The sequence below is a fragment of the Pseudomonas sp. genome (assembly GCF_035512415.1).
Classification (GTDB): Bacteria; Pseudomonadota; Gammaproteobacteria; order Pseudomonadales; family Pseudomonadaceae; genus Aquipseudomonas.
The window spans coordinates 127975-145578 of the sequence record NZ_DATKDZ010000005.1 but is presented as its reverse complement, the minus strand read 5'-3'; the positions used below and the strand labels follow the sequence as shown (position 1 = coordinate 145578).

General features: G+C 62.8%; 11 protein-coding genes and 2 pseudogenes. 8 read left to right on the top strand and 5 right to left on the bottom strand.

Annotated features, from left to right (window positions below):
* Nucleotides 1-296: 296 nt before the first annotated feature.
* Nucleotides 297-3404: a pullulanase-type alpha-1,6-glucosidase gene (gene pulA / locus VMP31_RS01970; protein ID WP_325503528.1), complete on the bottom strand. Its 3108-nt coding sequence runs from the start codon at nucleotides 3402-3404 to the stop codon at nucleotides 297-299.
* A 377-nt stretch (nucleotides 3405-3781) separates the two neighbouring features.
* Here pulA and VMP31_RS01965 point away from each other — a divergent pair, with 377 nt between their 5' ends.
* The 4 genes from VMP31_RS01965 to yegQ all read left to right on the top strand — a co-directional run bounded on the left by VMP31_RS01965 (nucleotide 3782) and on the right by yegQ (nucleotide 7969).
* Nucleotides 3782-4042, top strand: a complete 261-nt coding sequence (locus VMP31_RS01965) for a DUF4212 domain-containing protein (RefSeq protein ID WP_325503526.1) — start codon at nucleotides 3782-3784, stop codon at nucleotides 4040-4042.
* 3 nt (nucleotides 4043-4045) lie between these two features.
* The gene (locus VMP31_RS01960) at nucleotides 4046-5815 is read left to right on the top strand and encodes a sodium:solute symporter family protein (protein WP_325503524.1); all 1770 of its coding nucleotides are present in this window, start codon (nucleotides 4046-4048) and stop codon (nucleotides 5813-5815) included.
* A 160-nt stretch (nucleotides 5816-5975) separates the two neighbouring features.
* Complete coding sequence (locus VMP31_RS01955; RefSeq protein ID WP_325503522.1) at nucleotides 5976-6482, top strand: hypothetical protein; 507 nt, start codon at nucleotides 5976-5978, stop codon at nucleotides 6480-6482.
* 167 nt (nucleotides 6483-6649) lie between these two features.
* Complete coding sequence (gene yegQ, locus VMP31_RS01950) at nucleotides 6650-7969, top strand: tRNA 5-hydroxyuridine modification protein YegQ (protein ID WP_325503520.1); 1320 nt, start codon at nucleotides 6650-6652, stop codon at nucleotides 7967-7969.
* A gap of 152 nt (nucleotides 7970-8121) precedes the next feature.
* Here the strand turns inward: yegQ and VMP31_RS01945 are convergent.
* A pseudogene (locus tag VMP31_RS01945) lies at nucleotides 8122-8454 on the bottom strand (PolC-type DNA polymerase III); the annotation flags it as partial.
* A 331-nt stretch (nucleotides 8455-8785) separates the two neighbouring features.
* Between VMP31_RS01945 and VMP31_RS01940 the strand changes: the two are divergent.
* The 3 genes and pseudogenes from VMP31_RS01940 to VMP31_RS01930 form a co-directional block, all read left to right on the top strand.
* Nucleotides 8786-10471 (top strand): ABC transporter substrate-binding protein, encoded by a 1686-nt coding sequence (locus VMP31_RS01940; protein WP_325503518.1) that lies wholly within the window; start codon nucleotides 8786-8788, stop codon nucleotides 10469-10471.
* Complete coding sequence (locus VMP31_RS01935; protein WP_325503516.1) at nucleotides 10458-11219, top strand: transporter substrate-binding domain-containing protein; 762 nt, start codon at nucleotides 10458-10460, stop codon at nucleotides 11217-11219. The genes VMP31_RS01940 and VMP31_RS01935 overlap by 14 nt, the downstream gene beginning before the upstream one ends.
* Before the next feature lie 15 nt (nucleotides 11220-11234).
* A pseudogene (locus VMP31_RS01930) lies at nucleotides 11235-11474 on the top strand (U32 family peptidase C-terminal domain-containing protein); the annotation flags it as partial.
* Nucleotides 11475-11811: 337 nt separating this feature from the next.
* On the opposite strand, the gene VMP31_RS01925 reads toward VMP31_RS01930, so the two are convergent.
* The 3 genes from VMP31_RS01925 to VMP31_RS01915 form a co-directional block, all read right to left on the bottom strand.
* Nucleotides 11812-12516, bottom strand: a complete 705-nt coding sequence (locus VMP31_RS01925) for a 3'-5' exonuclease (RefSeq protein WP_325503514.1) — start codon at nucleotides 12514-12516, stop codon at nucleotides 11812-11814.
* On the bottom strand, nucleotides 12513-14444 hold the full coding sequence (locus VMP31_RS01920; RefSeq protein ID WP_325503512.1) for a putative nucleotidyltransferase substrate binding domain-containing protein: 1932 nt from the start codon (nucleotides 14442-14444) through the stop codon (nucleotides 12513-12515). The genes VMP31_RS01925 and VMP31_RS01920 overlap by 4 nt, the downstream gene beginning before the upstream one ends.
* Nucleotides 14445-14683: 239 nt before the next feature.
* The gene (locus VMP31_RS01915; RefSeq protein WP_325503510.1) at nucleotides 14684-16861 is read right to left on the bottom strand and encodes a malate synthase G; all 2178 of its coding nucleotides are present in this window, start codon (nucleotides 16859-16861) and stop codon (nucleotides 14684-14686) included.
* Between the two features lie 296 nt (nucleotides 16862-17157).
* On the opposite strand from VMP31_RS01915, the gene VMP31_RS01910 reads away from it, so the two are divergent.
* Entirely contained in the window at nucleotides 17158-17604 is a 447-nt protein-coding gene (locus VMP31_RS01910; RefSeq protein ID WP_325503508.1) for a GNAT family N-acetyltransferase, read from the top strand.

Here is a 17604-nt window from a genome sequence, read left to right as displayed (position 1 = left end):
CGGGCATGTGGGTTTGCGCGAGGATGCGCAGGTGGGGCACAAGCTGGCGTTGATGATTGCGGCGTTGTTTCCGCCGCGCGGAGCGATGAGACGCCCGGCGGGTTGCACCCGCCCTACGCGGTCGAGACCGTAGGGTGTCGCGGGGCCGTCTAGGCCGCGCGCACCGCTGGCAACCGGGGGCTGTTTCCCTTGGGGGGGCGGCCGAAGCCCCGGTTGAACACCATGCGCTCCATCGGCGAGCGCAGGTGTGGTGCGCACGGCGTTCAGCTACGAACCTGCGTCGCCCGAGCCATCGCTTAGCGCCGCTTTTGTTGCGGCTGCACAAACACCGCCACGGTCAGCCCGGGCACCTGGAACTGCCCATCCGCCACCTTGGCCTCGCGGTTGCGCGCATCGCTGGAGTTGCGCAGCACGGGGTGCAGGCTGAAGCCGGACAGGGCATCAGGTAGGTTGATCGGATCGGGGCTGGCGTTAAGGATGACCATCAGCGCTTGATGCTCGGGGTCGAGATCGCGGCCGGCCTGCTGGCTGTCGTCCAGGCTAAAGGCGATCACGCCGGGCAACTGGTGCGGCCCGGTGTTGTGAAAGCGCAGGAGCTTATTGATCTCCTTGGCGCTGGCGAGCTGGAACAGCGGGCTGCTGCTGCGAATTCTCAACAGTTCGAGGAACTGGCGTTTGGCCGCGAGGATATCGGCGCTGCTCGGTTTGGCGTTGGGATCGGCGATGATCTGGCGGATCAGCGGCCAGTTGTCGCCGTCCTTGTCCTGGCGCGGCAAGCCTCTATTCCAGCTGTTGTCCTGGTAGCCGAAGTCCAGCGCATTGAACCAGTCGCCGGAGTCGTAGCTGTCGCGCTCCATGGATTTGGAGCGGAGGATATCCGAACCCATATGGATAAAGGGCACGCCCTGGCTCAGCAGCGGCACGGCCAGGCCGAGCAGCTGCAGGCGCACCCGTTCGGCGCTGCTCAGGGAGGCGGCCAGCTTGTACTGGTTGATGTCCCAGAGGGTCTGGTTGTCGTGCTTGGAGACGTAGTTGAGGGTCTCCTGCGGGTCGCGGGTGTAGCCGGCTGGCTGGCCGTTGTAGTCGATCTCGGCTCCGCGCTTGAGGCTGCCGTCGGCGCTTTCGAAGGCATAGTCGCGCAGCCCGCCGGCGATGCCGACGCGAATCAGATCGGCCAATTTCAGCAGCTCGGCTTTCTCATTGGCGCTGCCGCTGTTCAGCTCGTTGGGCCGCACGTACAGGCCATTGGCGAAACCCTGGTTGCGCCGCAGGCTGTCGCCGCCATCGAAAGGCCCGCCGCCGCGCACGGCATCGCGCTGGCGATCATTGAAGGTGCCGATGCCGCTGCCGGCCATATTCAACTGGGTGGCGTTGACACCGCGGGCGTCGTTGGCCACCTCGCCGAAATTCCAGCCTTCGCCGTAGAAGTAAGTGTTGCGGTCGATCTTGCGCACCGCCTTGTACGCTTTAAGCAGATTGCCGCGCATATGGTGGCCCATCAGGTCGAAGCGAAAGCCACCGATCTTGTAGTCGCGCGCCCAGACCTGCAGCGAGTCGACCATCAGTTTTTCCATCATGGCGTGCTCGGCGGCGGTGTTGTCGCAGCAGGTGGAGCGCTCCACCGCGCCGCTGACCGGGTCGCGCCTGTGGTAGTAGCCGGGCACCAGCTTGTCGAGCACCGATTGTTCGCCCAGGCCCGAGGCGTGGGTGTGGTTGTAGACCACATCCATCACCGTATTCAGGCCGAGATGAGCCAGGGCCTGAACCATATGGCGGAACTCGCGGATCCGCCGCACGCCCTCGGCGTCGCTGGCGTAGCTGCCTTCCGGCACCGTGAAGTGGAAGGGGTCGTAGCCCCAGTTGAAGGCATCCAGGGCGCGCAGGTCGGCGTACAGCGCCTGGGCCTCGGAGCCGGCCGGGTCGAAGCCCTGCAGCACCTCGCGGATGGTCCCCGAATTGCAGTAACCCGCCCAGTTGCGCCGGGCGGTGGCGGACAGCGCGCAGAGCTTGGCGAAGGGCTCGTCCAGTTCGACGCGCTGGGCTGGGTCCTCGTCGACCGTGGCGATATCGAACACCGGCAGCAGTTGCACGTCGGTCAGCCCGGCCTGGCGCAACTCGAGCAGGTGCTGCACGCCGCGGCTTTGCACCTGGCTGAAGGCCAGGTAGGTGCCGCGCTGGGCCGCGGGCAGCGCGGTGTCGGCGGCGCTGAAGTCGCGCACATGGGTTTCGTAGATCACCCGTGCCTCGGGCTTGGCCGCGCGTGGCGGCTGCAGCGCATCCCAGCCGGCGGGCTTGAGGTCGGCGGCATCCAGGTCGACCACCTGGGCGTACTGGCTATTGCGCGACAGGCTGAGGGCATAGGGATCGCTGGTCAGACTGGTCTCGATGCGGCCACTGACCGGGTGATAGACGCTGACCTCGTACTGGTAGTACTGGCGGTCCAGGGTTTTCGGGCCGTTGTAGGTCCATACGCCGTGGCGCTCGCGCATCTCCCTGGGGAAGCCGGGCAGCAGCCGTTTATCCCGGCCGAAGGCATGCAGGCGTACCCGCTGGGCGGTCGGGGCCCACAGACGAAAGCGCACATCGTGGCCGGAGACTTCGGCACCGAGCGGGCCGGAGTAGGCATAGAGGGTGTCCAGCACGCCGGGTGTCTGCACCTGGGTGGCGCTGATCAGGCGCTCGTCCTGGTCATAGGCGAGCAACAGCAACTGGCTTTTCAGGGCTCTGCGCAGGGTCTTGGCCCCGGCTTCCAGGCGGTAGGCGGGCTGCTCGGCCAGGTGTGGAAACCTGGCCTGGAGCGCCGCACTGAGGCTGCCGGGGCGCAGGGCGATGGCCTTGCCCCCGCTGACGCTGCGCTGCTCGGCGTCGATGCGGATATCCGCTTGCGGCGCGTAGCGCAGCTCCAGCCGCGCCGCAGCGCTGCCGCCGTGCAGCACCAGGGTATGCACATCCAGCCAGTGCGCGCGGGCTCCGTCGATAGCCAGGGGCGCGCCGCCTATGGGCGTGGCGGATAACTGCGCGCTGCCGCTCAGGCTAAACACCCGCCGGCCCAGCTCGTCGAAGCGCCAGAGCAGATCGTCGCCCAGGTCCTTGTCGTCACCCTTGTGCATGATCAGGTTCAGGCAGTTGGCATCGGTAGCCAGCGGGATGCGATACCAGGCCCCGTATTCGGGGTCGATGCCGGCCGCTGTCAGGGGCTGATCCCAGCTGGTGCCGTCGCGAACGCCGGCGCACTGTGGGTTGTTCCACAGGTGCAGGCCCCAGCCGGCGTAGGCGTTGTCGCTGCGCTGGTAATAGAGCAGGGCCTCGTCGGGGCCGGGTTCGAGCGGTTCGGCAGCGGCCGTGCTGGCCAGCCCTCCGAGCAACAAGGTGAGCAGATAGCGCGGCAATCCGATTCTGTGCATGGCGTCGTCCTGAGTTTTTTGTTGTCAGGCGATGCTGCGCGCGGCAAGTGCCGCAGCACATCCTCTGCGCGGTGATTTGCAGGGGCGTAGAGCGGGGTAGGAGAGGGGGGTAATGGCGTTTTGCCCTGGCTAATACCGCCTTGCGCGAGTCGTCGAGGCCGCTCGCTGCATCTCGCGCCGGCACCCGGCGGATTCTTGGACTAAAGTCATCCCGCTTTGTCGGCCAGTTGCTGGCGTGTTTCAAGTGCTTGTTAGATCGACAAAAAGGGGGGCGCTTGAAGCGGTGCCAGGTGGCTAATACCAATGTCTAGCTGTCGGGCTTAGTGGCCTGCTGCTAGCTTGAAGGTGCATGAGAATAACAATAACCGGAGGAGTTTATGACTTCTGATCAAGCTAACGCTGCAGCGTACTGGAAGGCGAATGTTCGTCTGATTACTTGGAGCCTGGTTGTCTGGGCCCTGGTGTCTTACGGCTTCGCCATACTTCTTCGACCCATGCTGGCAGGTATTTCTGTCGGCGGTACCGACCTTGGCTTCTGGTTCGCCCAGCAAGGTTCGATTATCACCTTTGTCGTGATCATTTTCTTTTACGCCTGGAAAATGAACAAACTCGATAAACAATTCGGTGTCGAGGAATAATCCATGAGCCAGTTTGTAATCAATATGCTGTTTGTGGGCGCTTCCTTCGCGCTCTACTTCGGCATCGCTGTCTGGGCACGTGCCGGCTCGACCAAAGAGTTCTACGTCGCCGGCGGTGGTGTTCACCCCGTCACCAACGGCATGGCAACTGCAGCCGACTGGATGTCCGCGGCTTCCTTTATTTCCATGGCGGGTCTGATCGCCGCCGGTGGTTATGCCAACTCAACCTTCCTGATGGGCTGGACCGGTGGCTATGTGCTGCTGGCCATGCTGCTGGCACCTTACTTGCGCAAATTCGGCAAGTTCACCGTGCCGGACTTTATCGGTGATCGCTTCTACAGCAACGGCGCACGCCTGGCTGCAGTGGTCTGCCTGATCATCATCTGCGTTACTTATGTGATCGGTCAGATGGCCGGTGCTGGTGTGGCGTTCTCGCGCTTCCTTGAAGTGAGCAACTCGACCGGTATCTGGATCGCTGCTGGCGTGGTGTTCTGCTACGCGGTGTTCGGCGGGATGAAGGGCATTACCTACACCCAGGTGGCCCAGTACGTGGTGTTGATCATCGCCTACACCATTCCCGCGGTATTCATCTCCCTGCAACTGACCGGCAACCCTATTCCGATGTTCGGTATGTTCAGTGAGCATACTGAGTCAGGTATGCCGCTGCTGCAGAAGCTCAATGAAGTCGTGGCGGGCCTGGGCTTTACCGACTACACCGCCGATGTCACCAACAAGCTGAACATGGTGCTCTTCACCATGTCGCTGATGATTGGTACGGCTGGTTTGCCGCACGTAATCATTCGCTTCTTCACCGTGCCGAAAGTCGCCGACGCTCGTTGGTCGGCCGGCTGGACCCTGGTGTTTATCGCCCTGCTGTACCTCACCGCTCCGGCTGTGGCGTCCATGGCGCGCCTGAACCTGCTGACCACTGTTTATCCGCAGGGTGTTGAAGCTCCAGCACTGGCGTATGAAGAGCGTCCTGAGTGGGTTAAGACCTGGGAAACCACCGGTTTGATCAAGTGGGAAGACAAGAACGCTGACGGTCGCATCCAGCTGTACAACGATGTTGCCCCTGCCTTCACCCCGACCGCTGAAACTCGCGGCTGGAAGGGCAACGAGTTGACCGTTAACAACGACATTCTGGTATTGGCTAACCCGGAAATCGCCAACTTGCCGGGCTGGGTTATTGGCCTGATTGCAGCGGGTGCAATTGCCGCGGCGTTGTCCACGGCTGCCGGTCTGTTGCTGGCCATTTCTTCGGCGGTGAGTCATGACCTGATCAAGAACATGATCAATCCGAAAATCAGCGAGAAGGGGGAGATGCTCGCTGCGCGGGTCTCCATGGGTGTCGCGATCCTGCTGGCCACCTGGCTGGGGCTCAATCCGCCCGGCTTTGCGGCGCAGGTGGTGGCGTTGGCCTTCGGTATCGCCGCGGCTACGCTGTTCCCGGCGCTGATGATGGGGATCTTCTCCAAGCGGGTAAACGACAAGGGCGCTATTGCCGGCATGCTGGTGGGTCTGGTGTTCACCGTCGTGTACATCTTCCTGTACCTGGGTTGGTTCTTTATCCCTGGCACTGCGACCTTCCCCAACACCCCGGATAACTGGATGTTCGGCATCTCGCCGCTGTCCATCGGTACTGTGGGTGCTCTGATCAACTTCGCAGTTGCCTATGGCGTGTCGCTGGTCAGCGTTGCACCGCCGCAGGAAATTCAGGACCTGGTAGAAAGCGTGCGTACTCCCAAAGGTGCTGGTGGCGCGTTGAGCCACTGAGCATAATCACCCCCGATCATGTTTGATCAGGGTCTTACCAGCGGGCCTCCTTAGGAGGCCCGTTTTATTTCCAGCTATCTATGGCGGCCACCCTTCGGGCGCGTCGCAGCGCAACGTTAAAAATTGCGCCAGGCAGTTTTTTATTATCGGGAGTCAGTCAATGCTGTGGACAATACTTGCCATCGTGGTTTCGGGGTTGGGGGCAGCTGGTATTGCCATGCTGCTGCGCAAACTGACGCGCAACCGCTTGCCGAAGTGGATCATTCCGGCGTTTGGCGGTTTGGGCATGCTGAGCTACCAGATTTACTACGAGTACTCCTGGTTCGACCACCAGCTGCAGCGTCAGCCGGCGGAGTCGGTGCTGGTGGCCAGTGAAACCGGCGAAGTGTTCTGGCGGCCTTGGACGTTCTACTGGCCGATGACCACGGCCTTTACCGTGCTCGACAGCAAAAGCCTGCAGCGTCAGGAGGCGGACGGCAGTGCGGTTGTTGCCTTTAACCTGTACCGCTTTGAAAAGCAGCATATCGACCGTGTCACCCATCAACCCCATCTGCTTAATTGCACCACGGCGGAACTGCTGCCCCTGGATGCAGAGAAAAAGCCGCTGCTGGAACAGTTGAAGCGGATTGCCAAGGACGATGAGCTCTACCGGCAGGTCTGCCAGTAGCGAATGGATTGAGATGGAGCCCTGATCCGCAGTGCGGGTTCAGGGCTTTTGCCATAACAGCCTGCCTCCATTTGGAGTCGCAGGCGCTGGCATAGATCCAGATCAATGCGGCTACCCGCCCGGCTCTCTAGAATCCCATCCCCCCTGGATTTACGAGCCCGCGGTTTATGGCCATCTCCACCTATAGCCCCCCCGAACTGCTGTCCCCTGCAGGCACCCTGAAAAACATGCGCTACGCCTTCGCCTATGGTGCGGATGCAGTGTATGCCGGGCAGCCGCGCTACAGCCTGCGGGTGCGCAACAACGAGTTCGACCACGCCAACCTGGAAGCGGGTATCCGCGAGGCCCACGCCCAGGGCAAGCAGTTCTATGTGGTGGTTAACATTGCGCCGCATAACGCCAAGCTAAAGACCTTTCTGCGTGACCTGCTGCCGGTGGTTTTGATGGGCCCGGATGCGCTGATCATGTCCGACCCCGGCTTGATCATGCTGGTGCGTGAGCACTTTCCGCAGATGCCGATTCACCTGTCGGTGCAGGCCAATGCGGTGAACTGGGCCAGTGTGAAGTTCTGGCAGCAGCAGGGCTTGAGCCGGGTGATCCTCTCCCGCGAGCTGTCGTTGGAGGAGATTGCCGAGATCCGCAGCGAAGTGCCGGGCATGGAGCTGGAGGTGTTTGTCCACGGCGCGCTGTGCATGGCCTATTCCGGGCGCTGCCTGCTGTCGGGCTATATCAACAAGCGCGACCCCAACCAGGGCAGCTGCACCAACGCCTGCCGCTGGCAGTACCAGGCTGAGGCGGCCCGCGAGAACGAGCTGGGCGAGATCGTGCAGATTGTCGAGCCGACCCTGGGCGTGGGCGCGCCCACCGAACAGGTCTTTCTGCTGGAGGATGCCAGCCGTCCCGGCGAGCAGATGGCCGCCTACGAGGACGAGCACGGCACCTACATCATGAACTCCAAGGACCTGCGCGCGGTGCAGCATGTCGAGCGTCTGGTGCAGATGGGTGTGCACTCGCTGAAGATCGAGGGTCGCACCAAATCCCATTACTACGTGGCGCGCACCGCCCAGGTGTACCGCAAGGCCATTGACGATGCCGTCGCCGGCAGGCCCTTCGACAAGAGCCTGATGAACACCCTGGAGTCCCTGGCCCACCGTGGCTACACCGAGGGGTTTCTACGCCGCCATGTTCACGACGAATATCAGAATTATGAGCGCGGCAGTTCGCTGTCCGAACAGCAGCAGTTTGTCGGCGAGTTGACTGGTGAGCGCCGTGGCGAACTGGCCGAGGTGCGGGTAAAGAACCGCTTTGCCGTTGGCGATGGCCTGGAGCTGATGACGCCCCAGGGCAATCTGCGCTTTACCCTCGCACAGCTGGAAAACCGCCAGGGCCAGGCCGTAACGGTAGCCCCCGGCGACGGCTACGTGCTGTACCTGCCGGTGTCGGTGGACGTGCAGCTGGAATATGGGCTGCTGATGCGGGATTTGTAGGGGGCACGCTGCGGCGCTGCTTTTGCGCTGTTGTAGGAGCCAGCTTGCTGGCGATCTTTCAGGTCAAAAGCATCGCCAGCAAGCTGGCTCCTACATTGTTTGCTGCGCGACAGCGCGGGGTCTGGACGACGGGGCTCTCCTGCGCAGGGCTGTTAAATCGAGTGTGCCCGCTGGCGGCGGCTATTGAGTTGTTGCAGCAGCGCCGGCAGGTTGTCGAGGCCCTGCTGGCGGGCCTTGCTGAACAGGATTAGGGCCAGTTCGGCGGTGGTCAGAGCGTCGGCGCTGGCGTGGTGGCGTTGTTGCACCTGCAGGCCGAAATGCTGGGTCCAGTCGTCCAGGCCGGCGTGGCTCAGCTTGGCCTGGGGGCAGACCAGCGGGGCGATCTCGGCGACATCGAAGAAAGCATGATGCAGACGGTAACCCAGGCTCTGCTTGAGGGCGCGGGCCAGCATGCGCTCATCGAACTCGGCCGGCTCGCTGAGCAGGCGCAGGCGTTCCATAGGCCAGATGGGCTGTGTCCATCTGATTGAACGGCGGAAACTTCTGCAGGAATTCCATGGTGCCATGGATGTTCTGCAATACGGCCGTTTTACCTGCCGGGGCGAATTCGTCAGCTGTGCTCATGTGCAGCCTCGACGGTTCACTGGAGGGGTATGGGCGGCCTAGGCCGTGCGGATTCCCATTGGACGTAAGTCTAGGCGTTCTCCTCGGCAACGTATTTGGCTGACTTTGGTGGCGCAATCCCCGTCGCCAATCATGGCGAAGTGCTTTCCCCGTCACCTGCTAGAGTTATTTGCAGCACAACTGGAGACGCGCATGTACTCCGCTATCTTGCTCGCTTTGCTGTTGAGCGTTGCAGCGTACACCTATGCCGAAGACCCGCTGCAGTCCGCCTTGAGCGAGCTGCAACCCAGCTCTTTATCGGCCAGTGAACAGCGTGCCGAGCTGGCCTGGTTCGTCGAAGCGAGCAAACCCTTTCAGGGTGTGCAGGTGCGGGTGATTGCCGAGCGCATCCATACCCATTGGTACGAAGCCAACGTCTTGGCACCGCTGTTCAGCCAGCTCACCGGTATCCGTGTGATCCACGAGATCAGCGACGAAGACGATGTGGTGAACAAGCTGCGTACCCAGCAGGAAACCGGCCTGGCGCTGTACGACGCCTATGTCAACGACAGCGATTTGATCGGCCAGCACTTCCGCGAGAATCAGGTGCTGGTGCTCAGCGACTTTATGGTCGGCGAAGGTGCCAGCGTGACCCTGCCGACGCTTAATCTTGCGGACTTTATCGGCCTGCCCTTCGTCACCGCGCCGGACGGTAAGCTCTATCAACTGCCCGATCAGCAATTCGCCAACCTCTATTGGTACCGTCAGGATTGGTTCGCCCGCCCGGAACTGCGCAAAGCGTTCCGCGAGCGTTACGGCTACGAGCTGGACGTGCCGCAGAACTGGTCGGCGTATGAGGATATAGCCGCGTTCTTCAGCGAGCAGGTCAAGGAAATCGACGGTCAGCGGGTTTACGGTCATATGGATTACGGCGGCTTCGACCCGTCCTTGGGCTGGCGCTTGTCGGACGCCTGGCTGGGCATGGCCGGCGTCGGCGACACCGGTCTGCCCAACGGTCTGCCGGTTGACGACTGGGGCATCCGTGTCGAGGATTGCCGCCCGGTCGGTGCCAGCATGGCCCGCGGCGGTGCTCTCGACAGTCCGGCGGCGGTCTATGCGCTGCAACACTACATCGATTGGCTGCAACGCTACGCCCCCGCCGATGCCAGGCAAATGAGTTTCAACCAGCACACCAATGTCGCGGCTCAAGGCCATATCGCCCAGCAGATCTTCTGGTACACCGCCTTTATCGCCGATTACGCCCGGGCGGGCTCGGCGGTGGTGGATGGTGACGGTAAGCCGAAGTGGCGGGTCGCGCCTTCGCCGCGCGGTGCCTATTGGCGCGAGGGGATGAAATCCGGCTACCAGGATGTCGGTGCCTGGACCCTGTTCAAGGCCACGCCGTTGCGCCAACGCCAGGCCGCCTGGCTGTATGCGCAGTTCGTGGTGTCGAAGAGCGTGTCGCTGCGCAAGACGCTGGTCGGCCTGACGCCGATCCGCCACTCCGATATCGAGTCGCCGGCCCTGCTCGCCGCCGCGCCTCGGCTCGGCGGGCTGATCGAGTTCTACCGCAGCCCCGCCGCCCAGCGCTGGACGCCGACCGGTGCCAATGTGCCGGACTACAGCGGCATGGCCAACCAATGGTGGCGCCAGTTGCACCCTGCGGTGGCCGGCCAGCTCAGCGCGGCTCAGGCCCTGCAGAACCTGGCGGCCGCCTTCGACCGGCATTTGCAACAGGTCGGCCAACGCCAGCAGCATATCTGCGCACCGAGGCTGAATCCGCCGCGCGCGCCCATCGAGTGGTTGCAACAGGCTGGCGCGCCCTGGCCGGCCTTGACCGACGAAAGGCCCGCTGGGCGGACTCTGCCCTATGAGGAGGCCCTGCGTGCTTGGGACTAGCGGCTGCTTCGCACTACTGCGGGCGCGCAGCGTCCTGGCCTGGCTCTGGGGCGGGCTATTGCTGGCGCTGCTGTGCAGCTTGCCGTTGCGTGCCGAAGTACAGCTGTACGCCTGGGAACGTCCGCCCTTGGTCCAGCAAACCACCTCGGGTAAGGCCGAGGGCCTGGTGCCCGAGCTGGCCGAAGAGCTGTTCCGCCGCGCGCAAACCCCTTATCTGCTGCGTTTTATGCCGTTGCAGCGGGCGTTGCGCCAGGTGCAGGAGCAACCGGACAGCTGCGTGCTGCTAGTCGAACGCCAGCAGGAGCGCGAGCCGGGCTACGTCTGGATAGGTCCGGTACTGATTTCGCGCCTCGGCCTCTATGCCCGCGCCGACGACGAGTTGCAGCTGTTAAGCCTGGAGCAGGCGCGCGACCTGGGCATCCTCAGCCACCAGGGCTCGGGGGCGGGCAAGTACCTGCAAGGCATCGGCCTCGATGTGCACTATTCGAATAACGAAGCGCTCAATCTGCGCATGCTGCAGCGTCAGCGTTCGCGCTTATGGGCCACCAGCTCGGCGGTGGTGCGCGCCCAGCGGGATGGCCCCGCGCCGCGTGAGGTATTGCCTTTTTTGACCTTGATGGAAGACATCGCCTGCCATCCGCAGCTCGACCCGGCGCTGTTGCGGCGCCTGCAAGCCGAACTGCGACAGATGTATGGCGACGGTTGGGTACAGGCATTGTACGGGCGCTATGGCATGCAGTTGGACTGACGCCGTGGCAGGTAACGGCGCGGCGAACTGGCCGAGGTGCGGGTAAAGAACCGCTTTGCCGTCGGCGATGGCCTGGAGTTGATGACGCCCCAGGGCAATCTGCGCTTTACCCTCGAACAGCTGGAAAACCGCCAGGGCCAGGCCGTAACGGTAGCCCCCGGCGACGGCCATGTGCTGTACCTGCCGGTGCCGGTGCCGGTGCCGGTGCCGGTGGACGTGCAGCTGGAATATGGTCTGCTGATGCGGGATCTGTAGGCCGTGCGCGCCTGAGAGGGTGAGAGTGTTTTTTGCCTGTGGTGCGTGCCTGAGGAAGGCTGGTGCGCACGGCGCACCCTACGATCCCATGCCTTCTCGCACTCAGTGGCAATAGCCAAAGCAACAGGCTATTGGTACATAGCCATATAAATCCTTGCCCCAGTTGGAACGGGCCCTACCGACCCCGTAGGGTGCGCCGCGCGCACCAATGTTGGTTGTCTGCGTTGGTGCGCACGGCCTGGGCGGCCCCGCGCCAGCTTAGCTATTGCCTCCTCTGCTAGACGGACTCAGGTCTGAATCCCTCTATTCACTCAAACCATCATCGGGACAGTACCTTTTATATCGAGTGCGCCCGCTGGCGGCGGCGGCTATTGAGTTGTTGCAGCAGCGCCGGCAGGTTGTCGAGGCCTTGCTGGCGGGCCTTGCTGAACAGGATCAGGGCCAGTTCGGCGGTGGCCAGGGCGTCGGCGCTGGCGTGGTGGCGCTGTTGTACCTGCAGGCCGAAATGCTGGGTCCAGTCGTCCAGGCCGGCGTGGCTCAGCTTGGCCTGGGGGCAGACCAGCGGGGCGATCTCGGCGACGTCGAAGAAGGCGTGGCGCAGGCGGTAGCCCAGGCTCTGCTTGAGGGCGCGGGCCAGCATGCGCTGGTCGAACTCGGCGTGGAAGGCCAGCAGCGGGCTATCGCCGACAAACTCCATAAAGCTCAGCAGGGCTTCGGCTGGCTCGACGCCATTGGCGATCTCGCTGGGGGCGATGCCATGGATCAGGGTGCTGGCGCTGGCCCGGTGGCCGTCACGCTGCAGGGTGCACTCGAACTGCCGGCTAAGGTCGATGCCGCCGTTTTCGATCACCACCGCGCCGATCGACAACACCTGGTCGCGGCGCATGTTCAGGCCGCTGGTCTCCAGATCGAGGACGACGAAACGCTGCTGGCGCAGGCTGCGCTCATCGAACTCGGCCGGCTCGCTGAGCAGGCGCAGGCGTTCCAGTTGGCTGTGGGTCAGGGCCGGGCCACGCCCGGTAAACCAGGTGAATTTGCTCATAGCTGATACCTCAGCGCCAAGCTGCTTTGCAGGCGCTGCGCCTGGCGGAAGGATTCACGCAGGATACGCCGGTCCAGATGATTGAGGTGATCCGGATCGACACGGTTGGAGTAGGGCTGGTCATTGCGCGCCTGCAGTTGATGCTGCTGCATGCGCGCCTGCTGGATGTAGTGGTAGGCCTCTTCGTAGGCCGCGCCGTCCTGGGCCTCGATCACGCCCTGGCTGCTTAGCGCGCGCAGGCGCTCCAGGGTGTTGCAGGCCTCCACGCCATGGGCCAGGGCCAGCAGGCGGGCACCGTCGACAAAGGGTGTGAGGCCCTGCACCTTGAGGTCCAGGGTGTCTTTCTCGGCCCCTTTGCGGGCCACCACGAAGTCGCGAAACATGCCGACCGGTGGCCGCTGGCGCAGGGCGTTCTCGGCCATCATGCGCTGGAACAGGATATTGCCGGCCACCTGCTTGAGCAGGCCCTGGCGCAATTGCTCGCAGCCCTGGGGCTCGCCCCAGACCGCGCGCAGGTCGAAGTAGATGCTCGAAGCCAGCAGGTTTTCCGGGGTGGCTTCCAGCACAAAGCTGCTGAAGCGCTTGGCCCACTCCTGGCGCGACAGGCATAGCTCGGGGTTGCCGGCCATGATATTGCCCTTGCACAGGCTGAAGTCGCACTGCGCCAGACGCAGGTTGATCTCGTGGGCCAGGGGCAGCAGGCGCGCACGAATGGCTGCGGCCTCGCTGGCGTCGGCGGCTTCGAAGAGGATGCCGTTGTCCTGATCGGTGTGCAGGGTCTGTTCGCTGCGTCCTTCGCTGCCGAACACCAGCCAGGTGAAGGGCACGCCAGGATCGCCGAGGTCTTCCAGGGTCAGTTCGATCACCCGGCACACGGTATGGTCGTTGAGCAGGGTGATCAGCTGGGTAATCTGGGTCGAGCTGGCCCCGTGGGCGAGCATGCTATCGACCAGTTGGCGCACATCGCTGCGCAGCGCCGCCAGGGTCTCGACCCGCCCAGCGTGGCGAATGGTGCGGGCCAGATGCACCAGATCGACGCGCTGCAGGCTGAACAGGTCGCGCTCGGAAATCACCCCGCACAGCTGGTCATGCTCAACCAGGCAGACGTGGGCGATATGCCGCTCGGTCATGGCCATCGCCGCATCGAAGGCGCTGGCATCCGGCGGTAGGTGGAAGGGGGACTGGGTCATCAGGCGGTCGATGGGCTGGGTCAGGTCGACGCCGTCTGCTACCACGCGACGCAGGTCGCGCAGGGTAAATATGCCGAGCGGTTTCAGCTTGGGGTCAACGATCACGATGCTGCCGACCTGCTGCTCGTGCATCAGCTTGACCGCATCGCGCAGCGGCATGTCCGGGCCACAGCTGATCGGGTTGCGCATCGCCAGCACGCCCAGGCGGGTGTCCAGAGAGTACTGCGCGCCGAGGGTTTCCACCGCGCGCATCTGCACCTGCTGGTTGACCTGGTCGAGCAGGCTGCTGACCCCGCGCAGGGCGAAGTCGCGCAGCGGGTTGGATAGGGAGAACAGCTTGATAAATGCGGCTTTGCCCAGCAGCAGGCAGAAGGTGTCTTCGGCGGCCAGGTGCTCGGTGCGGGTGGCGCGTTCGCCGATCAGCGCGGCCAGGGGGAAGCATTCGCCGCTGGTGATCTCGAAGGTGGTCTCGGTGCCACGGCGCGCCGAATGCGGACGCTCACCATGTACGCGGCCTTGTTTGACGATAAAGAAGTGCTCAACCGGGCCGTCGGTCGGCTTGATAATGGTTTCACCTTCGCCGTAGAAGCGCAGCTGGCAGTTCTCCACCAGATAGGCCAGATGGGCTGTGTCCATCTGATTGAACGGCGGAAACTTCTGCAGGAACTCCATGGTGCCATGGATGTTCTGCAATACGGCCGTTTTACCTGCCTGGGCGAATGCGTCCGCTGTGCTCATGTGCGGCCTCGGGAGTTTGCTGTATGGGAATAATCGGCCGCTTCTGTCACCTGGGCCATTGGACATAAGTCTAGACGCGGGCGCAGCACGATTTTGTAGGGTGTGCTGCGCGCACCAGCAATTTGCTGCCGGAGTTGGAACACACAGCGCACCCTACGCCTTGCGGCCATTTGCTATGGGGTTATCGCCATAAAAAAACCGCCCCGAAGGGCGGTTTCTTATATGGCTACAGCTGCGAATTACAGGCCGTTGGCGGCTTTGAATTCGCGGCGGCGGCGGTGCAGGACTGGCTCGGTGTAGCCGTTCGGCTGCTTGGTACCTTCGACTACCAGTTCCAGGGCGGCCTGGAAGGCGATGTTGCTGTCGAAGTTCGGTGCCAGCGGACGGTACAGCGGGTCGCTGGCGTTCTGACGGTCAACCACCGGGGCCATGCGCTTGAGGCTGGCCACGATCTGCTCCTCGGTGGCGATGCCATGACGCAGCCAGTTGGCCAGCAGCTGGCTGGAGATACGCAGGGTAGCGCGGTCTTCCATTAGGCCGACGTCGTTGATATCCGGCACCTTGGAGCAGCCGACGCCCTGGTCGATCCAGCGCACTACATAACCGAGAATGCCCTGGGAGTTGTTGTCCAGTTCGTTCTGGATTTCCTCAGGCGTCCAGTTGGTGTTCTGCGCCAACGGAATGCTGAGGATATCGTCGATGGAGGCGCGCTCACGCTTGGCCAGTTCGGCCTGGCGGGCGAACACGTCGACCTTGTGGTAGTGCAGTGCGTGCAGCGCGGCGGCGGTCGGCGACGGAACCCAGGCGGTGTTGGCACCGGCCAGTGGGTGAGCGATCTTCTGCTCAAGCATGCCGGCCATCAGGTCGGGCATGGCCCACATGCCTTTACCGATCTGCGCGCGACCTTGCAGGCCGGTGGCGAGGCCGATATCGACGTTCCAGTTCTCGTAGGCGCTGATCCACTTTTCGGACTTCATGGCGGCTTTACGCACCACGGCGCCAGCTTCCATGGAGGTGTGGATCTCGTCACCGGTACGGTCGAGGAAGCCGGTGTTGATGAATACCACGCGCTCGCTGGCGGCCTTGATGCAGGCTTTCAGGTTGACGGTGGTGCGGCGCTCTTCGTCCATGATGCCGACTTTCAGGGTGTTGCGAGTCAGGCCGAGGACATCTTCAACGCGCCCGAAGATTTCGGTGGTGAAGGCCACTTCTTCCGGGCCGTGCATCTTCGGCTTAACGATATAGACCGAACCGGTGCGGGTGTTCTTGCGGCTGGTGTTGCCATTCAGGTTGTGGATGGCAATCAGGCTGGTGAACAGCGCATCCTGGATGCCTTCCGGAATCTCGTTGCCCTGGGCATCGAGGATTGCCGGGTTGGTCATCAGGTGGCCGACGTTACGCACGAACAGCAGGCTACGACCGTGCAGGGTCAGCTCACTGCCGTCGGTCTTGGTGTAGACGCGGTCCGGGTTCATGGTACGGGTGAAGGTCTGGCCGCCCTTGACCACTTCTTCCGCCAGGTCGCCCTTCATCAGGCCGAGCCAGTTCTTGTAGATCACCACTTTGTCGTCGGCATCGACGGCCGCTACGGAGTCTTCGCAGTCCATGATGGTGGTCAGCGCAGCTTCCATCAGCACGTCTTTGACGCCGGCAGCGTCGGTCTGGCCGACCGGGGTGCTGGCGTCGATCTGAATTTCGAAATGCAGGCCGTTGTGCTTAAGCAGTACGGCGATAGGCGCGTGTACATCGCCCTGGAAACCGACCAGTTGTGCGTCGTCACGCAGGCCGCTGTTGCTGCCGCCTTTAAGGCTGACAACCAGCTTGCCGGCTTCGATGCGGTAACCGGTGGAGTCGACGTGGGAGCCAGCAGCCAGCGGCGCGGCTTCGTCGAGGAAGGCGCGGGCGAAGGCAATCACCTTGTCGCCGCGGACCTTGTTATAGCCACGGCCTTTCTCGGCACCGCCTTCTTCGCTGATTACGTCGGTGCCGTACAGGGCATCGTACAGCGAGCCCCAGCGGGCGTTGGAGGCGTTGAGGGCGAAACGCGCGTTCATCACCGGCACTACCAGCTGCGGGCCGGCCAGACGGGCGATTTCTTCGTCAACGTTCTGCGTGGTGGCCTGGAAGTCAGCCGGTTCCGGCAGCAGGTAACCGATTTCTTCAAGGAAGGCCTTGTAGGCGACCGGGTCATGGGCCTGGCCTTGACGCGCCTGATGCCAGGCGTCGATCTGCGCCTGGAGCTGGTCGCGCTTGGCGAGCAGGGCACGGTTTTTCGGGGCCAGGTCATTGATAACCGCCTCGGCACCCGCCCAGAACGTCTCGGCAGCGATGCCGGTACCGGGGATGGCTTCGTTGTTCACGAAGTCGAACAGCACTTTGGCAACCTGCAGGCTGCCTACTTGAACGCGTTCAGTCATCACTTGCCTCACTCTGCTCAGCTCTACTCAATAGCCGCGTCGGACATGGGAAATACGTCTTGTAGTCCGAGGCGCGGCATACTACATCAAGATCCGGGGAAAATCAGTGGGTGCGCGTCGCTCTGCGACCAAGAAGTGCTTTGCGGTCACTACATGCAGTGATTTGTCGCGTTAAATTTCGATTATTGTTTCATATAAGTTAAAAAGCAGTACACAGTTTATTGGCGAGTGCGTTCGGATCCAGCGTCAGTGCGCTCTGGCTATACTGCTGCAGCCCTTCTCTGGAGTGCTGAGCCATGCCCATACATTCGGCCACTGTGGCCGATCTCGACGAACTGGCCATGCTGTTTGCCGGTTATCTGACCTTCTATCAGGTGGACAAGCCGTTGACGGCGGTACGGGACTTTCTCGCCGACCGTTTGCGTCGCGGCGACTCGACCCTTCTGTTGGCCCGCGATGGCCAGGGCGTGGCTTGCGGCTTCGTCCAGCTCTACCCGTTTTATTCTTCCCTGGCGCTAGGGCAGGCCTGGTTGTTGAGCGATCTTTATGTGCGTGAAGCGGCGCGCCGCCAAGGCATCGGCGAGGCGCTGATGAATGCCGCCCGCGCCCATGCCGAGGCCAGTGGTGCCTGCGGTTTGCAGTTGGAGACGGCAAAGAGCAATCTGCCAGGACAGGCCCTCTACGAACGCCTCGGTTATGTCCGCGATAAGGCGTTTTACACTTACTGGCTGAGTCTGCCCTGA